Origin of the sequence: Chloracidobacterium sp. N (assembly GCF_018304765.1) — a bacterium.
In the GTDB taxonomy this organism is placed as follows: Bacteria; Acidobacteriota; Blastocatellia; order Chloracidobacteriales; family Chloracidobacteriaceae; genus Chloracidobacterium; species Chloracidobacterium aggregatum.
In genome coordinates this window covers 2381523-2397605 of record NZ_CP072642.1, presented here as the reverse complement: position 1 = coordinate 2397605, position 16083 = coordinate 2381523, and the positions used below count along the sequence as shown (strand labels likewise).

The following is a 16083-nucleotide window of genomic DNA, read 5'->3' as shown; positions in this document are numbered from 1 at the left end:
TTGGCTTTGGACTCATCCAAGTTGTGTGTTCAAGCCGCAGACCGGGCAGAACACGTCGCTTTTCGAGATGACCGCATCGCAGTTGGGGCAACGAAGCCCCGTTTCTGCCGGCAACGGTGGCGGCAGGGCTGACCTGGCCGCCGGCCGGTCCATCGGATGCCCACACTGGTAACAGAACCGCGCCTGGGGATCGACCTGTCCGGCACCACAGGCCGGACAGACCGGCAGCACCACCGCGCCGCCCGTCGGCGGCGGACTAGGGCTGTCCGCCGGAGACCACGCCCGGCCCGGCACGTCATCGGGCGGCGTCGGACGCATCCAGTAACTCCCATCCAGCAGGGACGCATAGGCACCGGTTTCCGCCCACTGCTTGATTTCCTTGGCGCGGACGGCCGGGAAAGCATGCGTGCGCCGGTACACCTGCAGGAACTTGTACACCCGGCTGAGCAGGTCGCGGTCGAGTTCTTCGTAGGCGTCGGCCTGACGCAGGAATTCCTCGACGTTGAGCTGGTCAAAAACCGCCCGACTCCCCCCGGCCAGCTTCAGCAGCAACGTCAGATAGGTGTCCAGGTCCTGGACCACCAGCAGCCCCGCCCGGTCACAGGAAAGTTCGGCCTTGCGGTCCCATTCGTACAGTGCCAGCAGCAGGCCCGTCCCCACCAGCGAGCCAAGCCCAAAGGTCGCTTCCCCAATCCGCTCGATGATGATCGAGAGGAAGTTGGCCATCATCTTGTACAGCACGTGGCCGCACTTGATATGACCCAGTTCATGAGCAATGACACCCAGCAGCTCATCCTCCGACAGGAAATCCACCAGCCCGGACTGAAGTACGATGAAGGGCTGTTCCGTCCCAAACGTGTAGGCGTTGAGAATCGGGTCCTGGTCGAGATACAGCTCCGGCTCCGGCAGGGCCAGAATGGCGCAGGCTTCACGGAGCAGGTCGTGAATGCGCTTGCACTGCCGGGGCGTGACGCGCACGTTGTCGGCAGTGTTCGTCACCCGGAACCAGCGTTCCCAGCCGTACTCGTTCAGTTTGCGAATGATGAAGTCCAGCCCGCGCGCCTGCTTGACAGCATCCAGGGCCGCCACGTCCAGTGGGTGCTGAAAGTCGGCTGCCCGCAGCCTGGGCAAACGGATGCGTTCCCGTCGTGGCGCTGTCATGGTGTGCCTCGCTGTGAAATGGCTTGCCCGTCGGGCAGGCTGCCCGGCGAAGCGCCGGGGGCGCGTAACCTATAGCACAGGCCGCGCCAAAAACGACGAAGCGCCACCTGTGACAGGCGGCGCTTCGTGCGCAAAGCGTGTGTCCCTCACCGGGAAAAGGCGGTCAGGGGGAACTTACACAGCCACTCCAGCTTGCTGCTGGCGTACAATTTCTTCCATCCGGTCTTTCAGGTATAGCTTACGACGTTTGAGCAGGGCGGATTCTTCCAGTTCATCGGGGCGGGGGTGGGGCAGCGCCAGAATTTCCTGCAAGCGGGCATCGGCGCGCTGGTGTTCACGGACGAGGCTGCGATACTCCGCATGGGTTTGGAACAGGTGTTGTTTGAGCGACTCCAACGTGGCAAGACTCATGGGTGTATTCTCCTTGGTGAGAACTGCATAGGACGAGCGCGGTGGTCATCGAAACCGGGACAGGGTGCAAACCAGTGAGGGACAAGCGAAGGTTTCGTGAAGCGGTGAGGTTTCAAATGTATTACGCGGCGTTTTCAAACGCAAGTGAGTGTCTGTAGTGATACGCTCCCTGTCGTCACGTACGTTGCGGCTGTCGCTGGGGCCGGCCGCCCTGCTCGTGGCCGCGGCCGGGGTGTGGTTCTGGTGGTCGGCCCGGCGGGCCGCTCAGGAAGTACGGCTGGCAGCGGCCGCGGCCGGCCAGCCGGACATCCGTTCAATGCCGCTCTCTGCGCCGGATACCAGCGGCGTTGTGCTCTGGCTCGATACTTCCGACATCCAGGCGCTGGTTGAGTTTCGCGGACAGCTCTACGCCGCAACCAACGGTGGGCTGCTGGTTCTGTCCGCCGATGGCAGGGTAGTCCGCCAGCTTACACCGGCTGACGGCCTGCCCGACCACGCCCTGACAGCGCTGGCCGTCTTTCGTGACCGGCTCTTTATCGGGACGCGCACGGCGGGCCTGCTCGAATACGACGGCACCAAACTCATCCGGCACGAGTTTCGCCGTCCGCCGGCCGTCCACGTCAGTTGTCTGCTGGCTACGCCAGACTACCTGATCATCGGGCTGCTCGACGGCGGCCTCTATGACTTCGACGGCAGCGTGTTCGCCCAACGCTTTCAGCCGCCGCAGGCGACGCCCATGACCGGCATCACTGCGCTGCATGCCCAGGGGACGCGCCTGTACGTCGGCACACTGGCGCAGGGGCTGTTCATCTGGCGGGAGGGCAGTCTGCAACACCTGCCTCCGGCAAGCGGACTGCCCTCCCCCCACGTGACAGACTTTGCCTGGCATGACGGGCATCTGTACGTGGCAACCGACGCCGGCATCGCGCGGCTGACGCGCGACGAACAGCTCGAACTGGTTTCGCGCCAGGCCAACGTCTGCTCGCTGGCCGTGCATCAGGGCAAACTCTACGCCGGGCTGGTGGTTGGCGGCGTGGTCGAAGTCCAGCCGATGACAGAAGCCATGTTGCGCGCCGCGCGCCTGTCTCCCGCCCAGGCGTCGGCGAAGGCACCCCGTCAGGTCAGGTTGGCCGTTGTCGGCGAGCGGCTGCTGGCGCTCACGCCAGACGGAGTGCAGGTGGTGTCTCCCAAAGCCAATGGCGGTTTTGAATGGGAGCGGTTTGACCGTCCGGGAAGTCCGAGGCAACGTCTGAAGTCCGGCCATGTGACCAGCCTGGCCTTTGATGCCACCGGACGGCTCTGGGTCGGCACGTTCGAGCAGGGGCTGGACATTCTGGACCCCGAAACCGGCGACGTGCTGCGCCACGTGCAGGATGAAACCGTACGCGAAATCAACTACCTGTGCGCCACGTCGCGTCTGTCGCCGATGCTGGCGGCAACCTCGCAGGGAATTGTGGCTTTTGAGTCCAACGGCCGCGTGGTACGGCGCTACGATACCGCCTCGTCCATGCTGATCGGCAATGCCGTCTCACATCTGTGTCCGGTCAATAGCGGAAGCGGCCCGGCGGCGCTGGCCGTGGCCACAGCCAAGGGGCTGACCCTCTGGCAGGATGGCATCGGCCGCAGTCTGACGGCCTTTCACGGGCTTCCAAGCAACTACCTGTACTGCTGCGCCGTGCATGACAGCCGGCTCTACGTTGGGACGCTCGCTGGACTGGCAGAACTCGACGGGCTGCGCGTAGTGCGGACGTGGCGCACCGACAACGCGGAACTGCCGGCCAACTGGATTAGCGCCCTTCTGAGTGTGGACGGCCTGCTCTACGTCGGGACCTACGGCGGCGGCGTCTGCGCCCTGCATCCGAATGGCGACATGGTGCGCTTTCCTGAAACGAAAGGCATCGAAGTCAACCTCAACGCCATGGCGACGGATGGCGAGCGGCTGTACGTCGGAACACTCGACCGTGGTCTGCTGGTGTATGACCTTCGGCGGCGGCAATGGCGTGTCTGGCAGAGCGGACTGCCCTCGTCCAACGTCACGGCGCTGGCGGTTCGTCCTGACGCCCTGTTTGTGGGGACGACCGGCGGCCTGGCCCGCATTGAAAGGTATCGTTTTGAGTAGGCGGCTGTGCGTGGCAGCCGCCCTGTACCGGAATGGAGAAAACGACCGATGCGCGCCTTTCTGGCCCTTGCGCCTGACCCTGCCGCCCAGACCGTGCTGTGCCGTTACCAACGGCGGCTGACGCAGGCTTCATGGGCGCACCAGGTGAAATGGGTGGCGGAAACCAACCTGCACCTGACGATTCGCTTTCTGGGCGAGGTGACGCCGGCGGTGCAGGCGGAGCTGGTCGGCCGGTTGGAAGCGGCACTTTCCCGACCCGGCGCGCCGGGGCGTCTGGAGCTGGAACTGACCGAGCCGCGCTGGTTTCCCTCGGCGCGGCAGCCCCGGACACTGGCCTGTCTTGTGCCGGAAACACCGCCGCTGATGGCGCTGGCGGCGCTGGCCGAAGTCAGCGCCCGCGATGCCGGACTGACCCCCGAAGAAAGACCTTTCCGCGCGCACATCACCCTGGGACGTATGCGCCCGACCCTGACCGTCTCCCCGAAACTGGATATTGCCCCGGCCCGAACCGGTTTCCGGGCCGATGCACTCGTGCTCTACCAGAGCACCCTGACGCCGGCAGGGCCCATCTACACCGAACAGCAACGCTTTCTGCTGGTCGGCCCGCGCCAGACATCTGACGACTCCACTGGCGGGTGAGCGGTCAAAACGCCGCCAGAATGCCGGGGTACCGCTGGCTGGACATCCCCGGCACTCCGCGCGCCGGAATTTCCGGCTCCGGCGGACAGGGTGTTTCCGGTTCAGAGCGTGCCGCGCGCGGCCTGGTCGCGTTCGATGGCCTCGAACAGTGCCTTGAAATTGCCCTTGCCGAAACTTTCGCTGCCCCTGCGCTGGATGATCTCGAAAAACACCGTCGGCCGGTCCTGAACCGGCTTGGTGAAAATCTGAAGCAGGTAGCCCTGGTCATCCCGGTCAATGAGGATGTTGAGATCGCGCAGCACGGCGAGGTCTTCTTCGATGTTGCCGACCCGTTCCGTGATGGTGTCGTAGTAGGTTGCCGGGACGCTCTGCAACTCCACGCCGTTGTCCCGCAACCGGGACACGGCCCCGATGATGTCCGGCGTGGCAATGGCGATGTGCTGGACGCCGGGCGAGCCGTAAAAATCCACGTATTCCTCGATTTGAGACCGCTTTTTGCCTTCGGCCGGCTCGTTGATGGGCAGTTTGATGGCCAGGTTCGGGCTTGCCATCACCTTTGACCGCAGCGCCGTGTATTCCGTCGAAATGTCTTTCTCGTCGAAGTGCCGGAACTGGAAGAAGCCGAAAATGTCTTCGTAGAACTTCACCCACGTTTCCATCTGGTGCCAGCCGACGTTGGCCACCACGTGGTCAATGCGGTGGAGAAAGCCGGTGTGCGGGGCCTTGACCAGGCGCGGCACAAAGCCGGGCAGGAATGGGCCGGTGTAGTCGTCGCGGCCGACGAAACGGTGGATCGTGTCGCCATAGGCGGCAATTTCGGCGATATGCGCGATGCCGTGGTCATCACGCAGCGTTTCCGGCGCGCGATGCGCCGTCGCGCCACGTTCGACGGCCCGGGTGAAGTCCCCGACGACATCCGGGGTGCGAAAAGCTACGGCCTGAACACCATCGCCGTGCCGGCGGACGTGTTCGGCAACCGGGTGGTCCGGGGTGAGCGCACCGGTGACGACCAGGCGAATCGTCCCGTGCTGGAGGGCGTATGATACGCAATCGTGCACGCCGGTTTCGGGGCCGCGGTAGGCCACAATGTCGAAGCCGAACGCCGTACGGTAGAAATGGGCCGCCTGCTTTGCATTGCCGACGTAAAACTCAACGTGGTCGAAATCCGCCACGGCCAGCGGCGCGCGCTCGTGCCGGGTTGCTTCTTTGGGTGCGGACATAGAATGATAACCCCCTGGAGAGCAGGTAAGAAAACGCACATTTGATTGTCATCCGGCCGGGCCCGATGTGCAAGGTGTTCCACGGCACAAAGGCATCGGAATGGTTTCACGTCCGGGCGGTTCTCGTTTAGAGTTGTGGTCGCGGCCGTTATCACCCGGCCCGCCACAAGTGTTCTGCCATGACGCACTCCCGATTGACCCACGCCGTTCAGGCGTTGATGCAGGCATATACGTCGCCGTCCGTGTTGCAGACCAACCATGGGTCACTTCCGTCACGCGACGCCATCATCAAAACCCTGCTTGACTTTCGGGAACTACTGCTTCCGGGGTATTACGGCATCGTGGCGCAGGCGGCCACACGGGAACGGGTCAGGGGGCTGGTGGAAGACATTGCCGCTGAGTTGCCAAAGCAGATTGCGCTGGCGCTGTGCCACGACCGGAAGCTGCCCAGGGAACACTGTGCGGAATGTTCGGATTGCCAGGCGGAAGCCGAGGCCATTGTGTGGGACCTGCTCGACCGGCTGCCGGCGCTCCGGGAGATGCTGGCCGAAGATGTGGAGGCGGCATACCTGGGCGACCCGGCCGCGCATGACCACGATGAAGTGATTTTGAGCTATCCCTGTGTGCAGGCGATTTTTGTCCACCGCATCGCCCATGATCTGTTCACCCGTGGCGTGCCGCTCATTCCGCGCATCATGTCCGAGTATGTTCACGGGCGGACGGGGATTGACATTCATCCCGGCGCACAGATTGGCCGGCGGTTCTTCATTGACCATGGCACAGGCGTGGTGATTGGGGAGACGACGGTCATTGGCAACAACGTCAAGCTGTACCAGGGCGTGACCCTGGGTGCGCTGTCGTTTCCCAAGGATGCCAACGGCTCGCTGGTCCGCCACATCAAGCGGCATCCGACCATTGAGGACGATGTGGTGATCTATGCCGGGGCCACCATTCTGGGCGGCGAGACGGTCATTGGACGGGGCAGCGTCATTGGCGGTAATGTGTGGCTGACGCACTCCGTCGCGCCCTACAGCAAGGTCGTCATCGAAGAACCCCACATACGGATTGTGACCCGTACAGAAACGGCGCGCACGACCTGAACGGCCTGGCGCGGCCACTGTGGCCACAGGGCGCGGCCGGCCGCCTGGAGCAACAACATGCAAGCTGGTTTGACAACTGGATTTCCCGGGAAACTGTTTATCGTTGAAGGGATTGATGGTTCGGGCAAAAGCACGCAACTTGATCTGTTGCACAAGTGGCTGATTGCCGAAGGGTACTGCGTTTTTTTCAGTGCGTGGAACTCCTCGCCGCTCGTCAAAAAGACAACCAAGCTCGGCAAGGAAACCCATTCCCTTTCTCCGACCACGTTCAGTTTGATTCATGCGACGGACTTTGCCGACCGTACCGAGCGCGAGATTGTTCCTCCGCTCAAAGCCGGGGCGATTGTGCTAGCCGACCGCTACGTTTACACGGCCTTTGCACGGGATTCCGTCCGGGGTAACGACCGCAACTGGGTCCGCAAGGTCTATGGTTTTGCCGTTCCACCAACCATCGGGTTCTATTTTCGTGTACCGCTGGAAACGGCGCTGGACCGCATTCTGGTGGGGCGGCCGGAGCTGAAATACTACGAAGCCGGTCTCGACATGGGCTGGTCAGAGGACCCTTATGAGTCGTTCCGTATCTTTCAGGGCAAGATACTGGAGGAATACGAGCGACTCGTGGAGGAGTATAACCTGACGGTCATTGACGCCACGCTTCCCATTACCGAACAGCAGCGGATCGTGCGCAGTCTCGTCAAGCCACACCTGAAGGATGTTCTGCGCGATCCACAGTTTCGCCGTCGCCGGCGGTGAGTGGATGCCGTGGCGGCCGTCCTGCGACGGTCAACGTTGGAGTACCTTATGACAAAGGTTCAGTTTTTTGGCGCCGGACTTCCGGGCTTTCAGGAAAAAGACCTGCCGGGCCGCCTGATCGTTCTCGAAGGCACGGATGGCGTCGGGCGCTCGACCCAGATTGCCCTGCTCAAAACCTGGCTCGAATCCTCCGGGTTTGCCGTCCTGGACACCGGACTGACGCGCTCGCTGCTTGCCGGGCGCGGCCTCAAGAAAGCCAAGGAAGGTCACACCCTTGGCGCCAGGACCATGGACCTGTTTTATGCGACTGACCTGGCCGACCGTCTGGAAAACCAGATGATTCCGGCACTGCGGGCGGGGTTCATCGTCCTGACCGACCGCTATGTGTATTCACTGATGGCGCGTGCCATTGTGCGCGGCGCGGCACTGGACTGGATTCAGAGTGTCTATGGTTTTGCCCTCAAGCCGGATGCGGTGTTCTATCTGAAGATTGACCTGGCGCATCTCATTCCGCGGGTGCTGACGAGTACCGGCTTTGATTACTGGGAATCCGGGATGGATTTTCTGCCGGGCGATGACATGTATGACTGCTTCGTGCAGTACCAGACCCGGCTGCTGGCAACCTTCGATCAACTGGCGCGGCAGTATGATTTTGAGACGGTGGACGCGACCCAGACCGTCAACAAGGTGTTCAGCGTGTTGCAGCGCAAGATTCGGAGGGTACTGCCCAAGGTCGCCCCGGTTGTAGAGATACCGGCGGCTTTGAATCCGCCTTCCAAAGCCGGTGTTGCTGCGGCTGAAGCCGATCTGGAAGGTCGGCGCGAAGCTATCGTGTCGCTAAGTGAAGTCGAAGCCAGCAAGCTGAAAGGCATTACCGGAGCAGCGGCGGCTGACAACCACAAACCGTCGGCGGCGCGGCGCAGGACAGCGAAGAAATCCTGACGGGTTCCAATCCGGCGGTGTGGCGGAGGGCCAGGCGTCACTAAGGGGGTGACTCCGCGACCGGTGTCGCCACCAACCGAAAGCCGATGTTGCTGTCGCGTCTCTGCGGCGATTCTATGCGCCCGCCCCTCGGACTGCACTGCTCGGCAGGGCTGTCATAGGCGCCGCCGCGGATGAATCCGCCGGCACACCACTCCCAGACATTGCCAAACATGTCGTGCAGGCCAAACCCGTTGGGCTGTTTGCCGCCGACGGGACGGGGCCGCCCGCCCGAATTGGGCTGGTACCAGGCCACGGCGTCGAGACCAGGTGAACCACTGCCCCGGGCGGCAAATTCCCACTCCTCGACGGTTGGCAGGCGGTACCGGAAGGAGCTGTTGCGTTCCAACTGGTTGAGCGTCTCGATAAACTGCAAGACATCCTCCAGCGAAACGCGGTTGACCGGCACGGTGTCGCCCCGTTGGTAACTGGGGTTGTTGCCCATCACGGCGTACCACTGCTGCTGGGTGACTTCATACTTGCTGAAGTACAGGACCTGCCCGTTGAAGCGAAGTGGAATCATTTCCATGCCCAGGGTGTTGACCAGGGGACGGGAGGCCGGCGGCAATGGCACATTGGCCGGCTGCGTGGCTGGACTTGCTGGTGTTGTGGGGTTGGCTGGCTGCGTAGTGGAAGTTGCCGGTGTCGGCGGGGCGGTTGGGCGTGAAGCGGAGGGTGGTTTGCGGACGGTCTTGCGCCTGACCGGCTCTTTCCTGGACGGCTCTTTCCTGAAGGGGTTGTCGCCCTGTCCCCAGGCCCGGTTGATAAAACCCAGGTTGAAGAGACTCATGCCGAGTACACAGGCAAGTATCCCGTTCACAGGATGGGTACGTCGGGCAGGCATGGGCTGTGAGGCTGGGGCATCAGTTTATTGGTTTTTGGACGGTGGCAGTTCGACATCCCGCGCGCAGCGAAAACCCAGCGCCGGGTCGCGGGTGTCAGGTGGGACCTGGGTACGTTTTGTCGCCGACGCATACTTGCCTGGCAGCGAAAACCCACCGCCGCGCACGATCTTGGTTCCAGGCACCGGCTTGCGGGCGCTTCCCGGATAGGGTGCGTCATCAGAGGCCGTCCACTCAGCGACATTCCCCGCCAAATCAAACACACCCTCCGGTGTGGCGCCGGTCGGAAAACTGCCGACGGTTTCGGTGTGTCCCACTTCGGCTTCAGCCGAGTTGAGCCGCCAGCGGGCAAATTCGTTCCCCCAAGGATAGCGGCGGCCTTCGGTTCCACGGGCGGCAAATTCCCACTCAGCTTCTGTCGGCAGGCGTTTCCCAGCCCAGGCGGCATAGGCCCGGGCATCTTCCCAGGAAACATTGCCTACCGGGTGGTTATCCTTGCCCTTCGGATACGTGCCGTTTTTCCAGCCCGGTGGCGCCGGGTGTCCCGTGGCTTTGACAAAGGCAGCGTAGGCGGCATTGGTCACTTCATATTTGTCAATAAAGAAAGAACTGACAGTGACCTGGTGGGCCGGGTCTTCCGCGCTCGGGCTGCCCATCTGAAAGACGCCACCTGGAATCAGAACCATGTCGGGGGGGGCCACGGACGGGCGTGCTGTCTTCCCCTCTGACTCGTCCCTGGTTGATTTGGATGACGCCGTGGATTGATTCAATGCCGGGGTAAACATCCGCCACATCAGCAGTCCGGCGCCAACGAACAGAACCAGGGCCAGGCTGACACTCACCAGCGGTAAAACAAGTCGGGTGGATACCGGGGACGGCATTGGTCCGGACTGTTCCGGCTGGCGGGCGGATGGTTGTCCCCGGTAGGTCGGTGGAATGGAGGGGTTGTTGGAAGGGGATGACGGCACGGACAACAGCGGTATCGTCGGTGAGTCCAGGAATCCACCTGCCGGTTGGGTTGCCGAAAGTTGTGTAAAAGGCAGGGGGTCTGTGGCCCGGCTGACGTTGGCATTCGTGCTTCGGCTGGGTGCCAGCCAGTCGTTTGCCTCCGATGCCGGCAGACGAAGTGTTTGGATAATCGCCAGCGCAAACGCCCGAGCCGATGAAAACCGTTCCTGCGGGTCGTATCGGATGGCCCGGTCCAGAAGGTCGGCCAGCGCCGGGGAAATCTCCGGGGCCATCCCGCGCCAGTCGAGTTCCAGGCGGTCCTGGTTTGCGAGGGAATGTGGATGCCGACCGGTAGCATAGGTAATGGCGGTCATGGCCAGAGCATAGAGGTCACTGGCAAAGGTGGGCCGTCCGACCACCTGCTCCGGCGGCATATACCCTCTCGTCCCGGTCTGCATGGTGTAACCATCCGTGTGGGTCACTTCCTTGACCACACCGAAGTCAATGAGAACGACCTGCCCCGTGGCACGGCGCAGCATGATGTTGTCCGGCTTGATGTCGCGGTGAATGATCGGGGTCAGTCCCGTGTGGATGTAGTCCAGCACCCGGAGCGCCCCCAGGAGCAGATGCACCGTGGCGGCTTCCGTCTGGGGCCCTTCACGTTTCAGCTTTTGCGTGAGGGTCTCACCGTCAATCCATTCCTGAACCAGGTAATGGCGCTCGTTCTCGCTGAAGTACGCATACAGTTCGGGAATGCCCCCCTGCGAGTCGCGCCCCAGACTTTCCAGCAGGATGGCTTCCCGTCGGAAGCGCTCGCGCACCTGATCGGCCATCTCTGGGTCGCCGCTCCAGATCAGTTCCTTGACAACACACTTCCGGTTCGAGGGCGAGTGCGTGTCTGTGGCCAGATACGTTTTCCCGAACGCACCCCGGCCGAGTTCCTCACCCAGAAGATACCGGTTTTGGAGAAGCGTCATGCCACGCTACCTCGCCGCACGTTGCGCCTTGTGCCAACTCTCAGGTTTGCCTTCGCTTTTACAACGCGAAAAGCAAAACGGCAAGCAGCGCGCCGCACAGCGTGCAGACGAAGTTGACGGCTTCGTTGTCCAGGTAGCCGGCGTTTTCAGCCGTAGCGCCGAGCAGGCTGTCCATCAGGTTGCCGCCCATGCCCCCGATGGCAATGCACCAGACCGCCCGGTGCAGATTGGCATCGGCGGCAGCGTAGGCCAGCGCGCCAAAGGCAATGGCCGTGAGCAACCCGGCCAGCAGACCAATGACGGACACCGCGCCGTTGTCACCAATCCGGGCGCGCCGCCAGGTCGTGATCGAGTAGGGCACGCCGCCATAGACCCGGCCGATTTCTCCGGCCACGGTGTCTGAAGCCGCCGCCGCAAATGAGCCCAGGACGGCAACCGTAAAGAGTCCGGCATGAGGTGTCAGGACAACCAGGGGGGCACACAAGGCCGCAACGCCGGCATTGGCGACGGCATTGCGCCAGGTACGGATTTCCTGCGCCGTACGCTTGGCGCGCTTCTTCTCATAGCCGATTTTCGAGGCGACTGTGCCGACAATGAAAAACGCCATGAGTCCGCCCACTCCCAGCCAGCCCAGCGTTGCATAGAGGATCAGCGCAAAGCCGGCGCCGGTGAGCGCCCCCGACCAGTCCACGGATTTCGTCGCGCGGGCGACAAGCCCCAGAACGACGGCCAGCGCCAAGGCCAAGGGCAGCCGGGCAAGGACGCCGGCCTGGGCGGCCTGCCAGGCCGTCCAGTCGAGTTGGGTGGCCAGGAACAGCACGCCAGCCGCCGAACCGGCCACGAGGGGATTGTCGCAGATGTCATAGGGCAGCGACTCCAGCAGCGCTGCCACGCCAGCGGCCGCCAGAATGACCAGGGCGAGTCCCAGTGGCGTGAAGGGATGGCCGCCTACCACGAGCACTGTGACGAGTGTGCCCAGCCATCCGAACAGGATGAATCCCAGTGTTCCGAAGAGGCTTTTCCGTGGATTCCACCACAGCTTCGGGCCGCGGATGCCCTGCCCACAGACCACCGCCATGCCATCCCCGTACGCCATCATGGCCCAGCCGCCGGCCACAACCCACAAGTCCTTCGGAAAGATCAGGGTGAGCACCACTACCGCTGCCGGGTAGGCGATGACGCCCACTGAGTAACCCTGCGCCTGCTCATGCGGGCGGAGCAGGCTGGGCATCCACTTGGGGAGTACCCAGGCCAGAGCCAACCCGGACAGCCCCATCAACAGGGTTTGCCAGAACGAAACGACGGCCAGGGCGAAAATCCCCATACCGACATGCACCAGCCGCCGGCGCATCTCCGAGCTGTCCGCTGCGCCAGCCAGCGACGCTGCACGCCAGGCGGGATCGAAGACTTCCATGACGCATACTCACTTCAAAAGGAAAAGGCAGGGGACGCCAGTGCCACCTGCCTTCAACCTACTGAACTCGTCCCGGTCGGGCAAACCTTTGTACAGGCATTGCCCCCGGTAAGGAAAAGCCTCAGTTGAGAAACATAAGCATTTTGACGAAGAGCTTTGGCACGTAGTTACCAAAAGCCCCGATCAGGCAAATTGCCAGCAAAACCCCAAACCACGCCCAGGCAACCTTGCTGATGTCTTCCATGGCGACTCCCTCCATGACTTGCAGTGTTCAAGTGTGGGACGCTTGTTGAACCCATGCTAACACAGTCCATCCGTAGGAAAGACGCCCTTTTTCCCGGACACTTGTGTTACAAGACAGTCCGGCCCGCAGGGCATTTCCCGGTGGCCGCACCTTGGACCAAAATGGAAGACTGCCAATGACAACCGCCAATTTGACCGGAAAGACGCTGTTCATTACCGGCGCCAGCCGTGGGATTGGGCTGGCCATTGCCCTCCGGGCTGCACGCGATGGCGCCCGCATCGCCATTGCCGCCAAAACGGCCGAACCTCACCCGAAGCTGCCCGGAACTGTCTATACGGCAGCAGCGGAAATTGAAGCCGCTGGCGGAAAAGCCCTGCCGCTTGTCGTGGACATTCAGGACGAAAACCAGGTGGCCGCAGCCGTGGCGCAGACGGTCGAAACCTTCGGCGGCATTGATATTCTGGTCAACAACGCCAGCGCCATCAGCCTGACCCCGACGCTGCAAACGCCCATGAAGCGGTATGACCTGATGCACCGGATCAACACCCGTGGCACGTTCGTCTGCTCGCAGGCGTGTCTGCCGCACCTGTTCAAGGCGGACAATCCGCATATCCTCAACATCTCACCGCCGCTCAACATGGAAGCCCGGTGGTTTGCGCCCCACGTGGCCTACACCATGGCCAAGTACGGCATGAGCATGTGCGTGCTGGGCATGGCCGAGGAGTTTCGTGAACAGGGCGTGGCGGTCAATGCGCTGTGGCCGCGCACAGCGATTGCTACGGCTGCCGTCCGCAACCTGCTCGGTGGCGACGAGACGATTCGGCGCTGCCGGAAGCCGGAAATCATGGCCGATGCCGCCTATGCCATTCTGACCCAGCCGAGCCGCGCCTGCACGGGCAACTTCTTCATTGACGAAGACGTTTTGCGGAGCGCTGGCGTTACCGACTTCACGCCCTACGCCATAGACGCTTCGGCCGAACTGCTGCCGGACTTTTTCATCTGAATGCAACCCTTTTGGTACGGACCATGCTTCGCCTGACGATTCGCCAAGTCATCTGGTTGGTCATTGCAGCTTCCATTATTGGCGGCGGTGGCATTACAGTTGCTGCCTACTTCACCGCCAAATGGCTCGATGCCCGGCAGACACCGCCGCCCCTGCCTTCCACGGTCAATTCCGGCTCCGAGCCGCTGCCGGAGGCGGCCCCCCCGCAACTCGATGCCGATGAGCGCAACAACATCAGCGTGTACGAGCGGGTCAGCCCCGGCGTGGTCAACATCAACACGACCTCGTTTGTCGAAGACTTCTTTTTTGGGGCCTATCCTCAGCAGGGAAGCGGGTCGGGTTCGATCATTGATACCAAAGGTCATATCCTGACCAACTACCACGTCATCGAGGGGGCCAGCCGGCTGGATGTCACCCTGGCCGACAACACTTCCTATCCGGCGACGGTCGTCGGAGCGGACCCGGACAATGACCTGGCCATCATCCGCATCCAGGCGCCGCCGGAGCGCCTGCGCGTCGTGCCGCTGGGGTCGTCACGTAACCTGAAAGTCGGGCAGAAGGTTCTGGCCATCGGCAATCCATTTGGACTGAACCAGACCCTTACCTCGGGCATCATCAGCGCCTTGGGACGGCCGCTCCGCAGTGAGAATGGACGCACCATCGAGAATGTCATCCAAACCGATGCGTCCATCAATCCCGGCAACTCCGGCGGCCCGCTGCTCAACTCGGCTGGCGAGATGATCGGCATCAATACGGCAATTTATTCCCCGCGCGGAGGCAGCGTCGGCATCGGTTTTGCCGTTCCGGTGGATATTGCCAGGCAGATTATCCCCGACCTGCTCGAATATGGCCGGGTACGCCGTCCGTGGTTGGGGATTACCGGAACGTATCAGCTCAACGCCCGGCTGGCGCAGCGGCTGAACCTGCCGGTCAGTGAGGGGCTGATTCTGACAGGACTGGCACCGCGCGGCCCGGCCGCACAGGCGGGCCTGTATGCCAGTGACCGGGTCATCCAGCGGGGCGGACAGATCATCGTTGGGGATGTGCTGGTCAAAGTGGGTGACGTACCCATCAGGTCCAATGAGGATTTGTATCGTTCGCTCCGGGAGAAAAAAATCGGCGAAACCATCCCCGTGACCATCGTGCGCACCGGACAGACACTGACGGTCAGCGTGACGTTACAGGAACGACCGAGCGCGTAGCCACCGGTCGGGGAAAGCCACCGGGAGCGCACAACGGGCTGAAAAAAGGCGATGTCAACGGCTGTGTTGCCGTGACATCGCCCGTGTGATGCGTTCATGAAACGTCGTGGGCCTTTCGCTGGGGTTGAAGTGGCGAACCCGGCTCGTCGGTGGCTGCCCTCAGCCTGCTTGGTCTCCCATGTTCTGTGGCGAAAGGATCAGGCCGCGGTGGGCGGCACGTACTTGACGGTTGGTTTGGTACAGGCTGGTGTCGTGACTTGTGCCGTGACCTGGGCGCGGACGAAGCAATCCCGGCAGAGCACCGGGCGCCCCTGCGTTGGTAAAAATGGCACGGTCGTCTGGATACCGCACTCCGCACATTCCACTTCGACCTGGATGCGCGGACGGCTCCCATCCGTCGCCATCATGCTCAGCAGTTGGTTGAAACGCTCGTTCTTGCGTGTTTTGCACGGCTTGCAGCGTTTCGGTGGATTTTTCAGTCCCTTGTCAGAGAAAAATTGTTGCTCCCCGACGGTGAAGACAAAAGGCGCGCCACACTCGACACAGTTGAGGTGGATGTCTTCAAACACCGGTGTAAGTGCTTTGTCCTCAGCTTCCATAATCCATGTTGCTCCTTCTGCGTGTCTCCCTTCCTGCCGCAAGATGCGGGGCGCGGGTGTTACCCTGACCGATACTTCCGCTTCTGCCACCACCCGCCGTCCGACAGCACCCGGCGCTGTGGAAAAGACAACCCTCCGCTGCCGCGACCGGTTGGTGGTGCGTTCCCCTTGCTCACCCTTGGATGAATCTGTGAAATCTTTTCTGGACAGAGAGTTATCTATTGAAGGCTAAAGTAAGTGTCAAGCCCTCTTTTGCGCTCACATCCGGCAGCGAAGCGGTGCATCCAAGGCAAATTGTTGAGAGACTTCGAGTTATCTCCATCTATAGATTGAAATCTTTTTTTTTGTTCGGTTTAGTGGGTAAGAGTTAGTGTGGCTTCTCACCGGTTGTTTACAGTCCCCTGTGGAAGCTTTGTGGAACCTGTGAGTGGCGAGTGGCGAATGGCGAGTGGTAGGGGCAATCCCCGGAA

At 62.1% G+C, this 16083-nt stretch carries 15 protein-coding genes; 7 read left to right on the top strand and 8 right to left on the bottom strand.

Going from position 1 to position 16083, the window contains the following annotated elements:
• Window positions 1–12: 12 nt before the first annotated feature.
• Complete coding sequence (locus J8C05_RS10045; RefSeq protein ID WP_211422052.1) at window positions 13–1161, bottom strand: M48 family metallopeptidase; 1149 nt, start codon at window positions 1159–1161, stop codon at window positions 13–15.
• A gap of 174 nt (window positions 1162–1335) precedes the next feature.
• Window positions 1336–1572, bottom strand: coding sequence for a DUF465 domain-containing protein (locus J8C05_RS10040; RefSeq protein WP_058868046.1), 237 nt, complete (start codon window positions 1570–1572; stop codon window positions 1336–1338).
• 157 nt (window positions 1573–1729) lie between these two features.
• Between J8C05_RS10040 and J8C05_RS10035 the strand changes: the two genes are divergently transcribed.
• Both J8C05_RS10035 and thpR read left to right on the top strand, forming a co-directional pair.
• Complete coding sequence (locus tag J8C05_RS10035) at window positions 1730–3691, top strand: ligand-binding sensor domain-containing protein (RefSeq protein WP_211422051.1); 1962 nt, start codon at window positions 1730–1732, stop codon at window positions 3689–3691.
• 48 nt (window positions 3692–3739) lie between these two features.
• A complete protein-coding gene (gene thpR, locus J8C05_RS10030; RefSeq protein ID WP_211422050.1) occupies window positions 3740–4330 on the top strand; it encodes an RNA 2',3'-cyclic phosphodiesterase in 591 nt (196 codons plus the stop codon).
• Between the two features lie 101 nt (window positions 4331–4431).
• Here thpR and hppD read toward each other — a convergent pair whose 3' ends face one another.
• Window positions 4432–5550: a 4-hydroxyphenylpyruvate dioxygenase gene (gene hppD / locus J8C05_RS10025; RefSeq protein ID WP_211422049.1), complete on the bottom strand. Its 1119-nt coding sequence runs from the start codon at window positions 5548–5550 to the stop codon at window positions 4432–4434.
• 179 nt (window positions 5551–5729) lie between these two features.
• On the opposite strand from hppD, the gene epsC reads away from it, so the two are divergent.
• Genes epsC through J8C05_RS10010 form a run of 3 tightly spaced genes read left to right on the top strand, consistent with a single transcriptional unit; the run spans window position 5730 to window position 8345 of the window.
• Window positions 5730–6650, top strand: coding sequence for a serine O-acetyltransferase EpsC (gene epsC, locus J8C05_RS10020; protein WP_246840695.1), 921 nt, complete (start codon window positions 5730–5732; stop codon window positions 6648–6650).
• A 57-nt stretch (window positions 6651–6707) separates the two neighbouring features.
• Window positions 6708–7403 carry a dTMP kinase gene (locus J8C05_RS10015; RefSeq protein WP_041569875.1) on the top strand — a complete coding sequence of 232 codons (696 nt, stop codon included), beginning with the start codon at window positions 6708–6710 and terminating at the stop codon, window positions 7401–7403.
• A 48-nt stretch (window positions 7404–7451) separates the two neighbouring features.
• Entirely contained in the window at window positions 7452–8345 is an 894-nt protein-coding gene (locus J8C05_RS10010; RefSeq protein ID WP_148264023.1) for a dTMP kinase, read from the top strand.
• A 40-nt stretch (window positions 8346–8385) separates the two neighbouring features.
• Here the strand turns inward: J8C05_RS10010 and J8C05_RS10005 are convergent, their stop codons facing one another.
• The 4 genes from J8C05_RS10005 to J8C05_RS15635 form a co-directional block, all read right to left on the bottom strand.
• Window positions 8386–9174, bottom strand: coding sequence for a formylglycine-generating enzyme family protein (locus J8C05_RS10005; RefSeq protein WP_211422048.1), 789 nt, complete (start codon window positions 9172–9174; stop codon window positions 8386–8388).
• A 78-nt stretch (window positions 9175–9252) separates the two neighbouring features.
• Entirely contained in the window at window positions 9253–11151 is a 1899-nt protein-coding gene (locus tag J8C05_RS10000; protein WP_211422047.1) for a bifunctional serine/threonine-protein kinase/formylglycine-generating enzyme family protein, read from the bottom strand.
• A 58-nt stretch (window positions 11152–11209) separates the two neighbouring features.
• Window positions 11210–12565, bottom strand: a complete 1356-nt coding sequence (locus tag J8C05_RS09995) for a DUF92 domain-containing protein (RefSeq protein WP_014100526.1) — start codon at window positions 12563–12565, stop codon at window positions 11210–11212.
• 121 nt (window positions 12566–12686) lie between these two features.
• A complete protein-coding gene (locus J8C05_RS15635) occupies window positions 12687–12809 on the bottom strand; it encodes a hypothetical protein (RefSeq protein WP_256444015.1) in 123 nt (40 codons plus the stop codon).
• Window positions 12810–12984: 175 nt separating this feature from the next.
• On the opposite strand from J8C05_RS15635, the gene J8C05_RS09990 reads away from it, so the two are divergent.
• Together J8C05_RS09990 and J8C05_RS09985 are read left to right on the top strand one after the other, a co-directional pair.
• Window positions 12985–13812 (top strand): SDR family oxidoreductase, encoded by an 828-nt coding sequence (locus J8C05_RS09990; RefSeq protein ID WP_211422046.1) that lies wholly within the window; start codon window positions 12985–12987, stop codon window positions 13810–13812.
• Window positions 13813–13835: 23 nt separating this feature from the next.
• The gene (locus J8C05_RS09985; RefSeq protein WP_058868056.1) at window positions 13836–15014 is read left to right on the top strand and encodes a S1C family serine protease; all 1179 of its coding nucleotides are present in this window, start codon (window positions 13836–13838) and stop codon (window positions 15012–15014) included.
• Window positions 15015–15211: 197 nt separating this feature from the next.
• Here J8C05_RS09985 and J8C05_RS09980 read toward each other — a convergent pair whose 3' ends face one another.
• Complete coding sequence (locus J8C05_RS09980) at window positions 15212–15613, bottom strand: zinc-ribbon domain containing protein (RefSeq protein ID WP_063896876.1); 402 nt, start codon at window positions 15611–15613, stop codon at window positions 15212–15214.
• Between the last annotated feature and the right edge of the window lie 470 nt (window positions 15614–16083).